Raw genomic sequence first — 16,307 nt, 5'->3', positions numbered from 1 at the left:
GCGCGCGACCTGCTTACGACGGATCGGGGTCGAGCGCTTTCGCCATCAAGGCGGAATAGCGCTTGGCCGCTGGCCAGTTGATATGGATTGCGTCGGTGAAATCGTTCGGCGTGCCCTTGAAGGCCGCCGTGCCGTTCCAGAAGTTCGCGCCGGTGCCGGCGAGAGCGTTATGGATGGCGGCGAGCAGGTTGGCCCGACGCGCGCCGCTGGGATCGTACTGCTTGACCCAGTCCGGATTGAGCGGCGCCATTGCGACGAACAGCCGGCGGCCCTTGGCGGCGACGGAAATGGCGAGCGTATGCAGGGCCGCGACACAGGCCGGGTCGCGCCCGCCGACGGTCCCATACATCAGCCCGCGATTGCCGGTGATGCGCAACGGTCCGTCACCGTAGCGGGTCATTTTCATGGAGTCGAAGCGGTCGACCCCGTCCTGTAGCCGATGAATCTCGCGGACATTGTGCACCAGCGCCACGGGAGCGAAGCGGTTCAGATAAAAGCCGTAGGACCAGTCATGGCCGAAGACGTAACGGGTGGCGACCGCCGGGCTGAACAGACGCGCGGGGGTTTTGGTGCAGTCGGTGAAATCCTGCGGCACCAGAACCAGCACGACGGTCTCGACGGAGGGCATGTGGTCGAGCAGGAATTTGGTGACGAAGCCGCTCTGGTTGACCTCGGCGTGGCACATGCCGCCATTCACCGGGCGTGCTCGCGGATCGTGTGCGACGAATTCGGCGCTGTCCACGTCGCGCCAGGCGATCGACGATCCGACCACGAGCAGATCTGGACGCGCTGGCATATTGTTGCGCAGCCATTGCAGCTTCCGGTCGGCACAAAGCTCGTTGACCAATGGCGGTGGTGGCAGCACCCCGGCGCGGGCGAGCACGGCGAGCGATCCGACATAGGCACTCAGCAGGATCAGCATCGTCGCCGAGACGCTGAACAGATAACGGCGGAACAGCCCGGCGCGCGGCTTGTTCTGCTGCACCCGTATCTTTGTCTGCTCGTTCATACGTGTTCTTCACCAGACTTCGATGCTGGGGATCGGCACGACGAAACGCCCGCCCCAACCGCGGTGGACCGCCATCTGTTCGACGATCTCCTCGCGCAGGTTCCATGGCAGGATCAGCAGGTAGTCCGGCCGCGCCTCGGCAAGCGCCTCCGGGGCGCGGATCGGGATACGGGTCCCTGGCAGCAGCAGCCCCTGCTTGTGCGGGCTGCGATCGACGGTAAAGGCGACCAGCTCCGGGCCCACCCCACAATAGTTCAACAGGGTGTTGCCCTTCGCCGGGGCGCCGTAGGCTGCGACCCGCTCGCCGCGGCGCTTTGCCGAGATCAGGAAGTCGAGCAGCGCGCATTTGCACGCAACCACCCCTTCGGCAAAAGTCCGGTAGGTCTGGATCTGGGTCAGTCCGCTCGCGACCTCGTCGGCCAGCACGGACGCCACGGCATCAGTCACCGCGAGCCGCGCATTGTCCGCATGCCTGACGAAAATCCGCAAGGAGCCGCCATGGGTCGGAAGCTCCTCGACGTCGAAGAGTGTCAAGCCATGCTGGGCGAACAGGCGCTGCACCACATGCAGCGAAAAATACGAAAAATGCTCGTGGTAGATCGTGTCGAACTGGTTATGCCGCATGAGTTGCAACAAATGTGGGAATTCGAGCGTCGCGACTCCTGTCGGTGCCAGGAGGATTTTGAAACCTTCAACGAAGTCATGCAGGTCGGGCACATGCGCGAGAACGTTGTTGGCCGTCATCAGGTCCGGTGCAACGCCATCACCGTGTAGACGCCGCGCCGTCTCGGTGCCGAAGAAGGCGATTTCGGTCGGCAGCCCCTTTTCCTTGGCGACGGCTGCGACGTTGGCGGCGGGTTCCACGCCGAGCACGCCGACACCGCGCCTGGCAAAATATTGCAGGAGGTAGCCGTCATTGCTGGCGATCTCGACAACGTGGGATGCAGCACCCAGCGCGAAGCGATCGATCATCCGGGCGACATAGGTCTCGGCGTGGTTCAGCCAGCTCTGTGAAAAAGACGAGAAATACAGATAATCTCCGAAGATCTCCTGTGGCGATTCGAACGAGGCGAGCTGGACCAGGAAGCACGCACCGCACACATAGGCGTGCAGCGGATAGAACGGCTCCATCCGATCGGCGCGGTCCGGGGAAATGAACGCGTTCGCCATCGGGGTCATCCCGCAATCGGCGAACGTCTCGGTCAGCGGCGAGGCGCAGCATCGACAGGTGAGCAGGCTCATCTCGTCCTTTCAGATTTCAGGTATCGTTGTGCGCGCTATGGTTGCCCAGACGGTGCATCCGGGTGCCGGTTTGATCTTGTCGGGACCACGATCAATCCCGAAGAACAGCTCATGCCGCTTTGCATAACGATAAAGGCATTCGGTGACAACGAACATTCTTATCTGCTGATATCAGCACACGTTCGCGTGAATTCAGCGTGACCAAGACTATCGTTTTGTCACTGGCCGGCTGACTCCAGTGCAGGCCACGCCAGATCCTTTTCGGAAATCATGGTGATCGGCAGTGGCCAGGATAGAGCAAAGCCTGGATCGTCGTAACGAAATCCTGACGCGTACGCGGCGGAGTGACGCGTTGTCATCTCATACAGGACCTCGCTGTCATCCTCGAGCGTCTGAAATCCGTGCGCACAGCCCGCGGGAATGTAGAGCGAGAAATTTTCCCGGCAATCCAGCCGGAACGACAGCGACTGGCGAAAGCTCGGCGATTGCGGCCGGATGTCAATCACCACATCGTGGATCGCACCGCGCACGCAGCGCACGAGCTTGCCTTCCTCGTGCGGCGGCCGCTGGAAATGCATGCCGCGCAGGGTGCCCGCGCGAACATTCACCGAACTGTTCGCCTGCACGAAGTGCGTCGGCAGGCCGGCTTGGGCGAACTCGTCCTCGCAGAATGTGCGGGCAAAGCTGCCACGCGCATCGCTGTGCCGCTCAAGCGCGATCTCGTATAGTCCCTTGATGTTGGTCTCGCGGAAGATCAACGTCTTTGCTCCGGATACGAACTCAGGGTGCCTTATGGACCAGACCCCGGCCGCACTCCAGGCCTCGCTCGCCGCGCACGCGCAGGCACTCTACCCGATCCCGCGCTGCATCACCGGCGACGGCCTACGCATGACACTGCGTTATCTCGCGCTTCACATCCCGCTCGAAATCCATGAGGTGCCGACCGGAACACCGGTGCTCGACTGGGAGGTGCCGCGGGAGTGGAACGTGCGCGGCGCCACGCTGCAGACTTTGGACGGCCGCACGATCGTCGATGTGGCCGATCACGCGCTGCATCTTCTGCAATATAGCGTGCCGGTGGACCGGATCGTCGAGACCGCCGAATTGCAACGGCATCTTTATAGTCTGCCCGAGCAGCCCGAGCTGATCCCCTATCGCACCGCCTATTATGCCGATAGTTGGGGGTTCTGCCTTGCGCACCGGCTGCGTGAGGCGCTGCGCGAGCCCGCCTATCGCGTGCGCATCGACACCACCCTGCAAGCGGGCAGCCTGTCCTACGGCGAATGCTTCCTGCCTGGCGAAGAGGCTGGCGAGGTGCTGGTCTCGGTCCATAGCTGCCATCCGCAACTCGCCAACGACAACGTCTCCAGCCTCGCGGTCGCGATCGGCTTGGCACAAGCGTTGCGGTCGCGCCCGCGCCGTTTCGGTTATCGAATCATTTTCGTTCCCGGAACAATCGGAGCGATCGCCTGGCTGGCCCGCAATCGCGAGACCGTCTCGCGTATCCGCCATGGCCTGGTGCTGAGCTGTCTCGGCGATGCCGGGCCGCCCAGCTACAAGCGCTCGCGGCGGGAGGATGCGCCGATCGACCGCTACGCCGCCTATGTGCTCGGCAGCGAGGGCCGCATTCTGCCGTTCCTGCCCTATGGCTACGACGAGCGGCAATATTGCTCGCCCGGCTTCAATCTCCCGATCGGCTGCCTGATGCGCTCGCCCAACGGCACCTTTCCGGAATATCACACCTCCGCCGACAACCTGGGATTTCTCAAGCCCGAGGCGCTGGCCGATAGTCTGCACCGGACCTTGCGCATCTTCATGATGGCTGAGCAGGATTATACGCCGCTCAACCTCCAGCCGTTCGGCGAGCCGCAGCTCGGCCGCCGCGGCCTGTATCGCGCAGTCGGCGGCGAGCACCCTGACGAGGCCGCGCACGACCAACTGACCCTGCTTTGGGTGCTCAACCAGGCCGATGGCACCCGCACCCTGCTCGACATCGCCGAACGCGCGGGCAAGCCCTTCGCGGCCGTGGTCTCCGCCGCCCGGGCGCTGACCGCGGCCGGGCTGCTCGCACCCGCCGAGGGCCGCACGCTTTGAGCCGCTCGGTCCTCGTCACCGGCGCCGGCAGCGGTATCGGCCGCGCCATCGCGCTCGCACTCGCGCCAACCTGTGAGCGGCTGCTGCTGGTCGGCCGCGGCGAGGCCGCCCTGCGCGAGGTGGCAGCGCGCGCCGGCCACGGCACGGTCCTCGCCGCCGATGTGGCAACCGCAAAGGGCCGCGCGCGCATCGCCGAGGCGGCGCTGCCCGGGCTCGACGTGCTGGTCTGCAGCGCCGGCGCCTTCCTCAGGCGGCCGCTCGACGGCATGGCGGCGGAAGATTGGGTGGCGATGGACGCGGTCAACGTGCACGCGCCGATCCTGCTTGCCGCCGCCTGCCTGCCGGCGCTGCGCGGGGCGGGCAGCGACATCGTCATCATCAATTCCACGTCCGGGCTGGCCGTCACCCAAGGTGCGGTCGCCTACGCCGCCGGCAAGCATGCTTTGCGCGCCGCCACCGACGGCTTGCGCCATGAGGTGCGCGGGCAGGGCATTCGCGTGCTCAGCATCTTCCCCGGCCGCACCGACACGCCGATGCAGGCCGCGATCCTGGCCGAAGAGGGCAGGGAGGCGCCGCCGGACGCCCTGATGGCGCCTGAGGACGTGGCCGCGATGGTCTGCGCGGCACTGGCCTTGCCGCGCCGCGCCGAAGTCACCGAACTGACCCTGCGGCCTTCCCGCCCTCTCTGATGTGCGGTTGAGCGGTCTCTCGGGGGATTTCCCTCGGCACCCGCGCGGTGCTTCACTCGACACAAGCCGACCCCAGAAGGACGCCCGCCATGCCACGCGACCTCAGCCATTTCGTCTCCGGCGCGCACGCACCCGGCCGCTCCGGGCAGTTCGGCGACGTGTTCGACCCCAACACCGGCGAGGTGCAGGCGCGGGTGCCGCTCGCCGACCGCCGCGAGGTCGAAGCCGCAATCGCCAGCGCCGCCGCGGCACAGCCGGGGTGGGCTGCGACCAACCCGCAAAAGCGTGCCCGCGTGCTGATGAAGTTCCTCGAGTTGGCCAACGCGGAGATGGACCCGCTCGCCCGGCTGCTCTCCAGCGAGCACGGCAAGACCATCCCCGATGCGCGCGGCGACATCCAGCGCGGCCTGGAGGTGGTCGAGTTCGCGCTCGGCATCCCGCATCTGCTCAAGGGCGAGTTCAGCGAGGGCGCGGGGCCGGGGATTGACGTGCACTCCATCCGCCAGCCGCTCGGCGTGGTGGCCGGGATCACGCCGTTCAACTTCCCGGCGATGATCCCGCTCTGGAAGATCGGGCCCGCCCTCGCCTGCGGCAACAGCTTCGTGCTCAAGCCGTCCGAACGGAACCCCTCGGTGCCGCTGCGTATCGCCGAATTGTTCCTCGAGGCGGGGCTGCCGCCTGGTGTGCTCAACGTCGTCAATGGCGGCCGCGAGGCGGTCGAGGCACTCCTCGAAGACCCGCGCGTGCAGGCGGTCGGCTTCGTCGGCTCCTCACCGATCGCACAGTATATCTATGAGACCTGCGCCAAGCACGGCAAACGGGCGCAATGCTTCGGGGGTGCGAAGAACCACGCGCTGATCATGCCGGACGCCGATCTCGACCAGGCGGTCGACGGCCTGATCGGCGCCGCCTACGGCTCCGCTGGCGAGCGCTGCATGGCGCTGTCGGTGGCGGTGCCGGTGGGACAGGCCACTGCCGAGGCGCTGATGGCGCGCCTGGTGCCGAGGGTCGAGGCGCTCAAGGTCGGGCTGTCCTCGGACGACCAGGCGGATTACGGCCCGCTGGTCACGGGCGAGGCACTGGCGCGGGTCAGGCGCTATATCGACATCGGCCTGGAGGAGGGTGCCGCGCTCGCCGTCGATGGCCGTGATTTTCGCATGCAGGGCCACGAACACGGCTTCTTCATCGGCGGCTGCCTATTCGACCACGTCACCCCGAGCATGCGTATTTACCGCGAGGAGATCTTCGGCCCGGTGCTCTCCGTGGTGCGCGCCGACAGCTACGAGGAGGCGCTTCGACTGCCCAGCGAGCACGCCTACGGCAACGGCGTTGCGATCTTCACCCGCGACGGCAAGGTGGCGCGCGACTTCGCCAGCCGCGTGGCTGTCGGCATGGTCGGCATCAACGTGCCGGTGCCGGTGCCGATCGCCTATCACACCTTCGGCGGCTGGAAGGCGTCGGGCTTTGGCGATCTCAACCAGCACGGCCCGGATTCGATCCGCTTCTACACACGCACCAAGACCGTGACCTCGCGCTGGTTCACGGCGGCCTCCGAAAACGCCTTCGTCCTGCCGACCATGGATTGAGGCCGATGGAGGACCTGCTTAGCGAGGCTGGCCAGGACGGGGTTGGCCGCATCACCCTGAACCGTCCGCGCGCGCTGAACGCGTTGACCCTGCCGATGCTACACGAATTTGCCCGCTGCCTCGACACATGGGAAGCCGACGACGGCATACGGCACGTGCTGATCCGCGGCGCCGGCGAACGCGGCCTATGCGCCGGCGGCGACATCCGCGCGCTGTGCGAGGCGGTCAAGGTCGGCTCCGACCTGCCCGAGCGCTTCTTTCGCGCGGAATACACCCTCAACGCCCGGCTCGCGCGCTACCCCAAGCCGGTGACGGCGATCATGGACGGGCTCACCATGGGCGGCGGCATCGGCATCGCCGGCCACGTAGCACAACGCGTGGTGACCGAGCGTTCGCAGCTGGCAATGCCGGAGACCGCGATTGGCTTCGTCACCGATGTCGGCGGCACTTACCTGCTGTCGCGCGCACCCGGAGAACTCGGCACTCATCTCGGCCTGACCGGCGCGCGCATGAACGCGCGCGATGCGATCGAATGCGGCTTCGCCGACCTGTTCGTGCCATTAGCAAATCTCAATGACGCATGCGCTGCCCCCGACCGGCTCGCTGACTTCGCAACAACGCCGCCGTCCGGCACGCTCACGGCGCAACGCGGCTGGATCGACCGCTGCTACCGCTACGATAGGGTCGAGGAAATCCTCACCGCCCTCGACGAAGCCCCCGAGCACGCCGCGCACGAAGCGGCGTCAACGATCCGGCGCATGTCGCCGACCTCGCTCAAGGTGGTGCTGCGGGCGCTGCGCACCGCACCAGGTCTGGGCGGGCTGGAGCCGTGCCTGGAGATGGAATGCGGAATCGCTCGCGCATTGATGCGGCCCGACTCGGACTTCGTCGAAGGCGTGCGCGCCGCCCTCATCGACAAGGACCGCTCGCCACGCTGGAACCCGCCTACACTCGATGCGGTCGGCGAGGCCGTGGTGGCGGCGTATTTCAAAGGATAGGCTCCGCCTCCGGGCTCCAGACCATAACCCGGAAAACTGAAGTATTTTCAAAGCTAGCGCGCCACCCGCAATCTGTTCCGTGATTCAGGTCTTGCGCTTTCTTTGGTGGTGTAGTTCACTACATCACCAGATGATGTTAAGGCGAGGTCATCGTGACGATGCTGCAGCCAAGCCAGGCGCGTGATCCCGGCAAGTACGTCGTGCAAACCTCTTCTGCTAGGGCTGTCCACACCATATGCCGGATCGTGAATGGAACGACAGCCAGCCAATCTACCGGCAGCTTCGGGACCGGATCGTCGCCATGATCCTTGACGGGGCGCTGGGCGAAGGCGATCCGCTGCCCTCCGTGCGAATTGTCGCCTCCGAGTACAGAATCAACCCGCTCACCGTGCTGAAGGGCTACGAGCTGCTTGTCGACGAAGCCCTGGTCGAGAAGAAGCGGGGGCGTGGCCTGTTCGTCAACGCCGGAGCGCACGCCATGCTGCTGCAGGCGGAACGGCAGAGGTTTCTCGTTGAGCAATGGCCGGACATCCAGGCCACCATACGGCGTCTCGGCCTTACGATGGAGGATTTGCTTGGCGCCACCACCACCCTGATGCGGCGCTGACCATGTCCAGCATCGTCGCGCGCGGCCTGCGCAAGAGCTTTGGCAAGACCGTGGCGCTCGACGGTGTCGACCTCCTTGTCGAGCCGGGACGCATCCTCGGCCTCATCGGTCCGAACGGCGCCGGCAAAAGCACCGTGCTCAGCGCCATCCTCGGCCTCACCGCCTATCAGGGCGAACTCTCTGTGCTCGGTCGCGATCCTCGGACGCAGCGGGACAGCTTGATGTGCGATGTCTGCTTCATCGCCGATGTCGCGGTGCTGCCGCGCTGGATCCGCGTGTCGCAGGCGCTCGACTACGTCGCCGGGGTGCATCCGCGCTTCGACCGTGCCAAGGCGGAGGCCTTGCTCGCAAACACGGACATCCGGCGCAACAGCAAGGTGCGGCAGCTGTCGAAAGGCATGGTCACCCAGCTCCACCTCGCCTTGATCATGGCGATCGATGCCAGGCTTCTGGTGCTGGACGAGCCGACCCTTGGACTCGACATTCTTTATCGCAAGCAGTTCTACGACATGCTGCTGAATGATTATTTCGACCACAGCCGCACCATCGTCGTGACCACGCATCAGGTCGAGGAGGTCCAGTACATCCTCACCGATGTCGCGTTCATGAATCGCGGCCGAATCGCGCTGGATTGCAGGATGGACGATTTCGAGCGCCGCTACCTGGAAGTCCTGGTGCATCCCGAGCACCTCGCTGCCGCGCGCGCTCTCCGCCCGATCCACGAACGCCGGAGCTTCGGCGGCGTCATCCTGCTCTTCGACGGCGTCGATCGCGGCAGGCTCGGCGGGTTCGGCGAACTGCGCACACCAAGCGTCGCCGACCTGTTCGTGGCGGTGATCGGCGACCAGGCCGCCACGCAAAAGGCCGCCGCATGATCAGGGCAACGCGGCCCTTCTTCTGGTCGATCCGCCGCGAGCTGTGGGAAAACCGCTCGATCACCGTCGCACCGCTCGCGGCGAGCGCGACCGTGCTCCTCGGCTTCCTGGTCGGCGCCAGTCATCTGGCGCGTGACATGCGCCGCGTGCTGGCGCTCGATGCGTCGCGGCAGGGCGCCGAACTCGCCAAATCCTATGAGATCGCCTCGGTTGTGGTCATCGTGACCACGCTGCTCGTCGGGTTCATGTATTGCCTCGGCGCGCTGCACGGCGAAAGACGCGATCGCAGCATCCTGTTCTGGAAATCGTTGCCGGTCTCCGATCGCACCACGGTCCTCGCCAAGGCGGTGATTCCGCTGGCGGTGCTGCCGCTGCTTGCCGTTGCGACGGTGGTCGTCCTGCAGCTCGTCATGCTGCTGCTCAGCACCGCGATCCTGCTGGCCGACGGGGTGAGCGCCACGCCACTCTGGACCAAGCTGCCGCTGCCGCGGATGGATCTGGAGTTGCTCTACGGTCTGGCGACGCTGGCGCTCTGGTACGCGCCGATCCACCTGTGGCTGCTCCTGGTTTCCGGCTGGGCGCGCCGCGCGGCGTTCCTGTGGGCGGTGCTGCCGCCGCTTGCCCTGTGCGTCCTGGAGAAGATCGCGTTCGGGAGTACCAAGGTCTTCGCAGCACTGATCCATCGGCTGACCGGCAGCGTCGCGGCGGCTTTCACCGAGCCGCCCGGCGGCGACGGCCCGGCCGGGCTGTCCCAGCTCGACCCGCTCAAGTTCCTCGGCACGCCCGGCCTATGGACCGGGCTCGCACTCTCCGCCGCCTTTCTCGCTGCCGCAATCTGGCTGCGCCGCCACCGCGATCCGATCTGACTCTGCAACAGGAGACTCTATTGGATTTAGCTGTATCGATCCAAAAGCCACCGTTCCGGCTCGACGCGAGGACCGCGCTGCGGGCAGCCGCCCGGTTCTGGTTCCTGGTGGTCGTCGTCGGCCAGGTGATGTTCGCGTCTGCTGTCGCCGCCTTCTACGGTCGGGCCGCCGGACGAGGCGACTTCGACGCATGGAACCGGGTGATGACGCACGGCTACGTTCCTGGCGAGCCGGTCGGAAACGTGGCCGTCGGGATCCATCTCGCTTCCGCCGTCATCATCATCCTGGCCGGCGCGTTGCAGCTCCTGCCGCGGATTCGTATCCGCGCGCCTGCCTTCCATCGCTGGAACGGACGCCTCTACCTCGTCGCCGCCTTCGCCGTCAGCCTTGCCGGCCTTTACATGATGTGGTTTCGCGGCGCCGTCGGGGACCTGTCACAACATCTCGGCCAAAGCCTCGACGGCGTGCTGATCATGCTGTGCGCGTCGATGGCGCTTCGCCATGCCCTGGCCCGGAACTTCCGCGTCCATGGCCGCTGGGCAATGCGCCTCTATCTGGTGGTGAGCGCGTCCCTGTTCATCCGGGCAGGACTGCTGCTCAGCGTTCCTTTTGGCATCGATACGAGCACCGCGATCGGGCCGTTCTTTACGATCATGTCCTTCGCGCAATATCTGGTGCCGCTGGGCATCCTCGAACTCTACTGGCGCGCGCGCGACGGCGCCACGGCTTCGGGCCGCATCGCCATGGCGGCGGCGCTGTCGGTGCTGACAATGCTTCTAGGCATCGGCATCGCCGGCGCCACCATCGGCCTGTTCCTGCCCGACATCGAGCTCGCCTACGCCAATCGAAACTCGATCGCCGAACCGCTCGCCGCGACGCTTGCTCAAGGGGGCGCTGACCAGGCCGTCCGGCAGTACCGCCAGATCAAGGCAGCCAGCCCGGGAGCCTACAACTTTGCGGAGGAGGAGTTGAACAAGCTGGGCTACAAGCTGCTCGCGGCGAGGAAGTTCGGCCCCGCGATCCGCATCCTGCAACTTAACGTCGAAGCCTATCCGCGCTCCGGCAATGCCTATGACAGCTTGGCAGAGGCCTACATGGACGACGGCGATAGGCTGCGGGCCATCGCCGACTATGAAAAATCCCTGACTCTTTTGCCAAGCAACAGCAACGCGGTGCGTATGCTGCGCAAACTCGCCGCACCTTAGCCTTTGCAGGCGTGCTGGGGCGGAACCCCTGGCCTTGTTACGCCGCCTTGGCGTGGGTGCTGCCGCCGAGGTCCTTCAGCGCCTGGATCATCGCCACCAGCACCGCCTGCGCGTCGCCATAAACCAGGTTGGTGTTGTCGGCGTAGAACAGCAGGTTCTCGACGCCGGCATAGCCGCGGCCCTTACCGCGCTTGATGACGAAGGCTTGGCGGCGTGATCGACGTTGAGGATCGGCATGCCGTAGATCGGCGAGCCCTTCTCGGTGCGCGCCGCCGGATTGACCACGTCGTTGGCGCCGATCACCAGGGCGACGTCGGTGGCGGCGAAGCTCTCGTTGATCTCCTCCATGTCGAAGATGATGTCGTATGGCACGCCGGCTTCGGCGAGCAGCACGTTCATGTGCCCAGGCATGCGGCCGGCGACGGGGTGGATCGCGAACTTCACCTCGACGTCGGCGGATTGCAGCAGCTTGACCAGCTCGAAGAGCTTGCCCTGCGCTTGGGCCACCGCCAGGCCGTAGCCCGGCACGATTACCACGGAGCTGGCGTAGCGCATTGCCGCGGCGGCGTCCGAGGCCTCGGCGGGCTTCATCTGGCCGGCGATGCTGCTGGCATCGGCCTCCTCGCCGCCGCCGAAGTTCGAGAACAGCACGTTCACCAGCGAACGGTTCATTGCCTTCGCCATCAGCACAGTGAGCAGCGTGCCGGCCGAGCCGACCACCATGCCCGCGATCATCAGCGCCGGATTGCCGAGCGCGTAGCCTTCGAGCCCGACCGAAAGCCCGGTAAAGGCGTTGTAGAGCGAGATCACCACCGGCATGTCGGCGCCGCCGATCGGCAGGGTCATCAGCACGCCGAAAATAAGGGCGCCAGCGAAGAAGATCACCTCCAGCACCGGGCTCGCGGGCAGGGCGATCACCGCAACCCCGAGCAGCACGGTCACGCCAAACACCAGCCCATTGCACAGGCTCTGGCCCTTGAAGCGAAAGGTGCGGTCGATGCGGCCGTCGAGCTTGGCCCAGGCGATCGCCGAGCCAGCCATCGAGACCGAGCCGATCAGCGCGCCGATGATGGTGGCCGAGAGCGGCAGCACGGTGAGCGGCTCGTTGTCGATCAGGGCCACCGCCGCGATCGCCGCCGCCGCCCCGCCGCCCATGCCGTTATAGAGGGCCACCATCTGCGGCATCGCGGTCATCGCCACCCGCTTGCCGCTCCACCAGGCCCACAAGGTGCCGAGCACCAGCGCAACGACGCCCAACACGACGTTGCGGGCGAAATGCGCCGGCTCACCGCCGACGGCTAAGGCCACGAACGCCGCCGCCACTGCCACCAGCATGCCGAAGCCGGCGACCACGATCCCCGAGCGCGCGGTCACCGGCGAGGACATCCGCTTCAGCCCAAGGATGAACAGCAGGGCGGCCGCGAACTCCGCCAACGAGACGATATGCGAGACGATCATGGCGCTTTTGCCTTACTTGACTTGAACATGCCGAGCATGCGGTCGGTCACGACATAGCCGCCGGCGGCGTTGCCGGCGCCGAGCAGCACGCCGAGGAAGCCGACCACTTCGGCGAACACGCTGGTGGCGTTGAACAGCGCATGCAGCGCACCGACCACGACGATGCCGTGGATGAAGTTCGAGCCGGACATCAGCGGCGTATGCAGGATCGCCGGCACCCGGCGGATCAACTCGTAGCCGGTAAAGGCGGCCAGCATGAAGATGTAGAGGGCGATGACCCAGGTCATCGAGGTATCGAGCGTCATCGGACTAAACCGTCACCAGCTTGGGGGTGCGCGCCGCGGTTCGGGTGAGGGCCGTCTTGTCGATCACCTCGTCGCTGAAATCGAGCGAGACCGCGCCGTCATGGACCAGCAGCTCGATCAGGTTGAGCAGGTTCTTGGAATAGAGCTCGCTGGCGTGCTGGGCCAGCAACGAGGGCACGTTGAAGGGGGCCACGATCGTGGCGGGGCCGACCTGGATGGTCTCGCCCGGCACCGTGCCTTCGCAATTGCCGCCACCCTCTGCGGCAAGATCGACGATCACCGAGCCGGACTTCATGCCGGCGATCTGGCCAGCGTCGATCAGCTTCGGGCTGGCGCGGCCGGGGATCGCGGCGGTGGTGACGATCAGGTCGGCGGCCTGGATGTGCGCGGTCACCACCACGCGCACCCGGCGCTTCTCGTCGTCGGTGAGTTCGCGGGCGTAGCCGCCTTCGCCACGGGCGTCGATGCCGGTGTCGACGAACTTCGCGCCCAGCGACAGCGCCTGCTCGCGCGTCTCCGGCCGCACGTCATAGCCCTCGGTGATCGCGCCAAGACGGCGTGCGGTCGCCAGCGCCTGCAGCCCGGCCACGCCAAGGCCCATCACCAGCGCCTTGGCCGGACGCAGTGAGCCGACGGCGGTAGTCATCATCGGCAGGATACGCGGCAACTGCGTCGCGCCGAGCAGAGGTGCGTAGTAGCCGGCGAGGGCAGCCTGGCTGGACAACGCGTCCATCGACTGCGCCCGGCTGATACGCGGCACCCGCTCCATGGCAAAGCAGGTGATGCCCCGCTCCTCCAGCAGCGCCACCAGCTCCGGCTCCTTTTGTGCGTGCACGAAGCACAGCAGTGCCGCACCGCTGCGCATCGCCCGCACCGCCTCGAGCGTCGGCGGCTGCACCGACAGCACGATATCGGCGTCGCCCAGCAACGCCGCTCCGGACTCGGCAAACGTCACGTCATCGTAGGCTTCGTCCGGGAAGCGGGCCGCCTCTCCGGCTCCGGCCTGCAGACAGAGCTCCGCGCCGAGCTTGCGCAGCTTGGCGACCACGGACGGCACCACCGCCACCCGGCGCTCGTGCGGTCGGGTTTCCTTGAGGACTGCAACCTTGAATACCATCCAACCATCCCATTCTGTCCGGGGCCATCTTGCGCGATGTGTTGCCGCTGCCCTCTGTACGAACATCTTTGCACGACGTGGCGGTCCTTGCGGAAAACAAATCGCGCAGCACCTCGTTGATCGCGCATGGAGTACGTGATCGCCTGTCAAGATTGTGCGGCGATCCAGGAGATGCCGCACATTGCCACCGGGCGCCTGCATTGCTGGCGATGTCAAGCGGTGCTCGAGCGCAGTCGTGGCCGGCCGCTGGGCACCGCCCTGGCCTGCGCGTTGACAACGCTCGTGTTGCTGGTGCCGGCCACCCTTATGCTGCTGATGCGCATTTCCAAGGACGGCATCGGCGCCGACGCCTGCCGCCGGGACCTATCCTGGCCCCCGGCGATCCGACGCCGCCCAAAGGGGCCGCGTCGCTCAAGCTCAACGTCCGCCAGTTCATCGCGCAACCGAATGGCGCTGTCATTCTCGCCGCGGACTGGACGCTGCTCGATGCAGGCGGCCAGCCGGTGACGATGCGCTCGACGTCGCTGCACGAAGCCGGTGGTCCCTGCACCGATGCCATGGTCGGCTCGATGAGCGCTGTAATGGGCAAGCTCGCGGACCAAGTCGCGGCAGCGATCGATAGCAGATTGCTCTGTGGCGCTGGTGCCGACACTCGGAATTGAACCGAGGACCTACTGATTACGAATCAGTTGCTCTACCCCTGAGCTATGTCGGCAGACGCCACGCGCCCTATACAAAATGCGCGCTGTGGCTGCAACATGAGCGCCAGAGCGCGAACGTTGCCTGGAGAAGCCGCCGATGACTGCCCGATTGACTGCTTCTCCGGTCCCCGCTTGACCGCAATGGCGACGCATCAGCCTTCACTGCGCGCCATATCACGGGTGTGCGAATGCGCGGGATGTGGGCTGTTCCAGCGCCTGCCCGACCTCGCGCCCGGCAGCATCGCGCGCTGCGTGCGCTGCGACATGATGCTCGGGCGCCGGCGCACCAACCCGCCGATCGCGACCCCGCTGGCCTTCTGCGTCAGCGCGCTGGTGCTCTATCTGATCAGCATCTTCGAGCCGCTGATGACGCTGAGCATCTATGGACGGGCGCGCGCGGTTACCCTGTTCACCGGACCGATCGAGTTGATCCGCGAGGGATGGGTTATGGCCGGGCTGCTGATCGGCGCGGTGACCACGATCATTCCCGGCATTGAGATCGCGCTGATGCTGGGGATTCTGCTCGGCGCCCTGTTTCATCAGCGGCTGCCGTGGCGCGTGCCGCGGATGATGCGCTGGTACGACAAGCTGCGGCCCTGGGCGATGGTCGAGGTCTACATGCTCGGGCTGCTGGTCGCCTACACCAAGATGATCGACCTTGCGGACGTGTATGTCGATCCGGCGGCCTACGCGCTGTTCGGCCTGATGATCACGATGGCCGCCATGGACTCGACCCTCGATGACGACGTGATCTGGTCGCGCCGGCGGGTGCGTCTGGTGCATCGCCATATCGCCAGCCGTGGCGAGAGCGGACCCGGTCACGGTGAACACGCCAGCGACACTCTGCCGCCGCTCGACCACATGGTGTCCTGCCGCGCCTGCGGCCTGGTCTGCTATGCCGAGGCGGCACTCGACCGCGAGCAGGTGGCTGGCGCCTGCCCGCGTTGCGGCAAGGCGCTGCGCCGGCGCAAGCCCGACAGCCTGCGACGCACCGCCTTGTTCCTGTTCTCGGCAATCATCCTCTATATCCCCGCCAACCTGTTCCCGATCATGACCATCATCCAGCTGCACAAGGGTGGCGGCCATACCATCCTGCAGGGCGTGCGCGAGCTCTACGAAGCCAAGATGCTGCCGCTGGCGCTGCTGGTGTTCTTCGCCAGCATCACCGTGCCGGTGCTGAAAATCTTCAGCCTGACCCTGATGGGCGTCAGCGCCTGGCGCGGCTCGGGCCGCTGCATCGTCGATCGCACCAAGCTGTTCCGGGTCGTCGATTTCATCGGCCGCTGGTCGATGATCGACGTCTTCATGGTCTCCATCCTGGTGGCGCTGGTGCGCTATGGCCCGCTTGCCAATGTCCGCGCCGATGGCGGCATGATGGCCTTTGCCTCGGTCGTCGTGCTGACCATCTGTGCCGCCAACAGCTTCGATCCGCGGGTCATGTGGGACGCCGCCGGCCGCAATGGCGCGGCACTGGCCGGCCGCTCCGGGCAGGCGGCACTCGCCGCCAGCGAGACGGGTCACGCTCGGGCATGAGATACCCTGTGTCCACCCTGAA

General features: G+C 66.0%; 15 protein-coding genes, 1 tRNA gene and 1 pseudogene. 10 read left to right on the top strand and 7 right to left on the bottom strand.

What is annotated here, in order from left to right:
- Positions 1–13: 13 nt before the first annotated feature.
- The 3 genes from ACQY4K_RS08690 to ACQY4K_RS08680 form a co-directional block, all read right to left on the bottom strand.
- A complete protein-coding gene (locus ACQY4K_RS08690) occupies positions 14–1,009 on the bottom strand; it encodes a hypothetical protein (protein WP_428395234.1) in 996 nt (331 codons plus the stop codon).
- A gap of 9 nt (positions 1,010–1,018) precedes the next feature.
- On the bottom strand, positions 1,019–2,251 hold the full coding sequence (locus ACQY4K_RS08685) for a methyltransferase domain-containing protein (RefSeq protein WP_428395232.1): 1,233 nt from the start codon (positions 2,249–2,251) through the stop codon (positions 1,019–1,021).
- Positions 2,252–2,469: 218 nt separating this feature from the next.
- Positions 2,470–3,009, bottom strand: a complete 540-nt coding sequence (locus ACQY4K_RS08680) for a dTDP-4-dehydrorhamnose 3,5-epimerase family protein (RefSeq protein WP_428395230.1) — start codon at positions 3,007–3,009, stop codon at positions 2,470–2,472.
- Between the two features lie 34 nt (positions 3,010–3,043).
- On the opposite strand from ACQY4K_RS08680, the gene ACQY4K_RS08675 reads away from it, so the two are divergent.
- From ACQY4K_RS08675 to ACQY4K_RS08640, 8 genes are all read left to right on the top strand, one after another.
- A complete protein-coding gene (locus tag ACQY4K_RS08675) occupies positions 3,044–4,345 on the top strand; it encodes a DUF4910 domain-containing protein (protein ID WP_428395229.1) in 1,302 nt (433 codons plus the stop codon).
- Positions 4,342–5,034, top strand: coding sequence for an SDR family NAD(P)-dependent oxidoreductase (locus ACQY4K_RS08670; RefSeq protein ID WP_428395227.1), 693 nt, complete (start codon positions 4,342–4,344; stop codon positions 5,032–5,034). Before ACQY4K_RS08675 ends, ACQY4K_RS08670 begins: the two co-directional genes overlap by 4 nt.
- 89 nt (positions 5,035–5,123) lie before the next feature.
- Complete coding sequence (locus ACQY4K_RS08665; RefSeq protein WP_428395225.1) at positions 5,124–6,620, top strand: CoA-acylating methylmalonate-semialdehyde dehydrogenase; 1,497 nt, start codon at positions 5,124–5,126, stop codon at positions 6,618–6,620.
- A 5-nt stretch (positions 6,621–6,625) separates the two neighbouring features.
- Positions 6,626–7,618 carry an enoyl-CoA hydratase/isomerase family protein gene (locus tag ACQY4K_RS08660; RefSeq protein ID WP_428395223.1) on the top strand — a complete coding sequence of 331 codons (993 nt, stop codon included), beginning with the start codon at positions 6,626–6,628 and terminating at the stop codon, positions 7,616–7,618.
- 235 nt (positions 7,619–7,853) lie between these two features.
- A complete protein-coding gene (locus tag ACQY4K_RS08655; RefSeq protein WP_428395221.1) occupies positions 7,854–8,225 on the top strand; it encodes a GntR family transcriptional regulator in 372 nt (123 codons plus the stop codon).
- A 2-nt stretch (positions 8,226–8,227) separates the two neighbouring features.
- The gene (locus tag ACQY4K_RS08650; RefSeq protein WP_428395219.1) at positions 8,228–9,100 is read left to right on the top strand and encodes an ABC transporter ATP-binding protein; all 873 of its coding nucleotides are present in this window, start codon (positions 8,228–8,230) and stop codon (positions 9,098–9,100) included.
- A complete protein-coding gene (locus ACQY4K_RS08645) occupies positions 9,097–9,966 on the top strand; it encodes a hypothetical protein (protein ID WP_428395217.1) in 870 nt (289 codons plus the stop codon). The genes ACQY4K_RS08650 and ACQY4K_RS08645 overlap by 4 nt, the downstream gene beginning before the upstream one ends.
- Positions 9,967–9,986: 20 nt before the next feature.
- Positions 9,987–11,171 (top strand): DUF2306 domain-containing protein, encoded by a 1,185-nt coding sequence (locus ACQY4K_RS08640; RefSeq protein WP_428395215.1) that lies wholly within the window; start codon positions 9,987–9,989, stop codon positions 11,169–11,171.
- 37 nt (positions 11,172–11,208) lie between these two features.
- On the opposite strand, the pseudogene ACQY4K_RS08635 reads toward ACQY4K_RS08640, so the two are convergent.
- The 3 genes and pseudogenes from ACQY4K_RS08635 to ACQY4K_RS08625 all read right to left on the bottom strand — a co-directional run bounded on the left by ACQY4K_RS08635 (position 11,209) and on the right by ACQY4K_RS08625 (position 14,051).
- A pseudogene (locus tag ACQY4K_RS08635) lies at positions 11,209–12,629 on the bottom strand (NAD(P)(+) transhydrogenase (Re/Si-specific) subunit beta).
- Entirely contained in the window at positions 12,626–12,934 is a 309-nt protein-coding gene (locus tag ACQY4K_RS08630) for an NAD(P) transhydrogenase subunit alpha (protein WP_428395213.1), read from the bottom strand. The pseudogene ACQY4K_RS08635 and the gene ACQY4K_RS08630 overlap by 4 nt, the downstream one beginning before the upstream one ends.
- A 4-nt stretch (positions 12,935–12,938) precedes the next feature.
- Positions 12,939–14,051, bottom strand: coding sequence for an NAD(P) transhydrogenase subunit alpha (locus tag ACQY4K_RS08625; RefSeq protein WP_428395211.1), 1,113 nt, complete (start codon positions 14,049–14,051; stop codon positions 12,939–12,941).
- A gap of 38 nt (positions 14,052–14,089) precedes the next feature.
- Between ACQY4K_RS08625 and ACQY4K_RS08620 the strand changes: the two genes are divergently transcribed.
- Positions 14,090–14,713: an ABC-type transport auxiliary lipoprotein family protein gene (locus tag ACQY4K_RS08620; RefSeq protein WP_428396033.1), complete on the top strand. Its 624-nt coding sequence runs from the start codon at positions 14,090–14,092 to the stop codon at positions 14,711–14,713.
- Here the strand turns inward: ACQY4K_RS08620 and ACQY4K_RS08615 are convergent.
- Positions 14,692–14,766: transfer RNA gene (locus ACQY4K_RS08615), tRNA-Thr, on the bottom strand. The two genes, ACQY4K_RS08620 and ACQY4K_RS08615, sit on opposite strands and share 22 nt — an antisense overlap.
- A 127-nt stretch (positions 14,767–14,893) precedes the next feature.
- Between ACQY4K_RS08615 and ACQY4K_RS08610 the strand changes: the two genes are divergently transcribed.
- Positions 14,894–16,285: a paraquat-inducible protein A gene (locus tag ACQY4K_RS08610; protein ID WP_428395209.1), complete on the top strand. Its 1,392-nt coding sequence runs from the start codon at positions 14,894–14,896 to the stop codon at positions 16,283–16,285.
- The last annotated feature ends 22 nt before the right edge of the window (positions 16,286–16,307 follow it).

Source organism: Lichenicoccus sp., from assembly GCF_965276875.1.
GTDB lineage: Bacteria > Pseudomonadota > Alphaproteobacteria > Acetobacterales > Acetobacteraceae > Lichenicoccus.
This window is presented reverse-complemented; position numbering and strand designations above follow the sequence as displayed.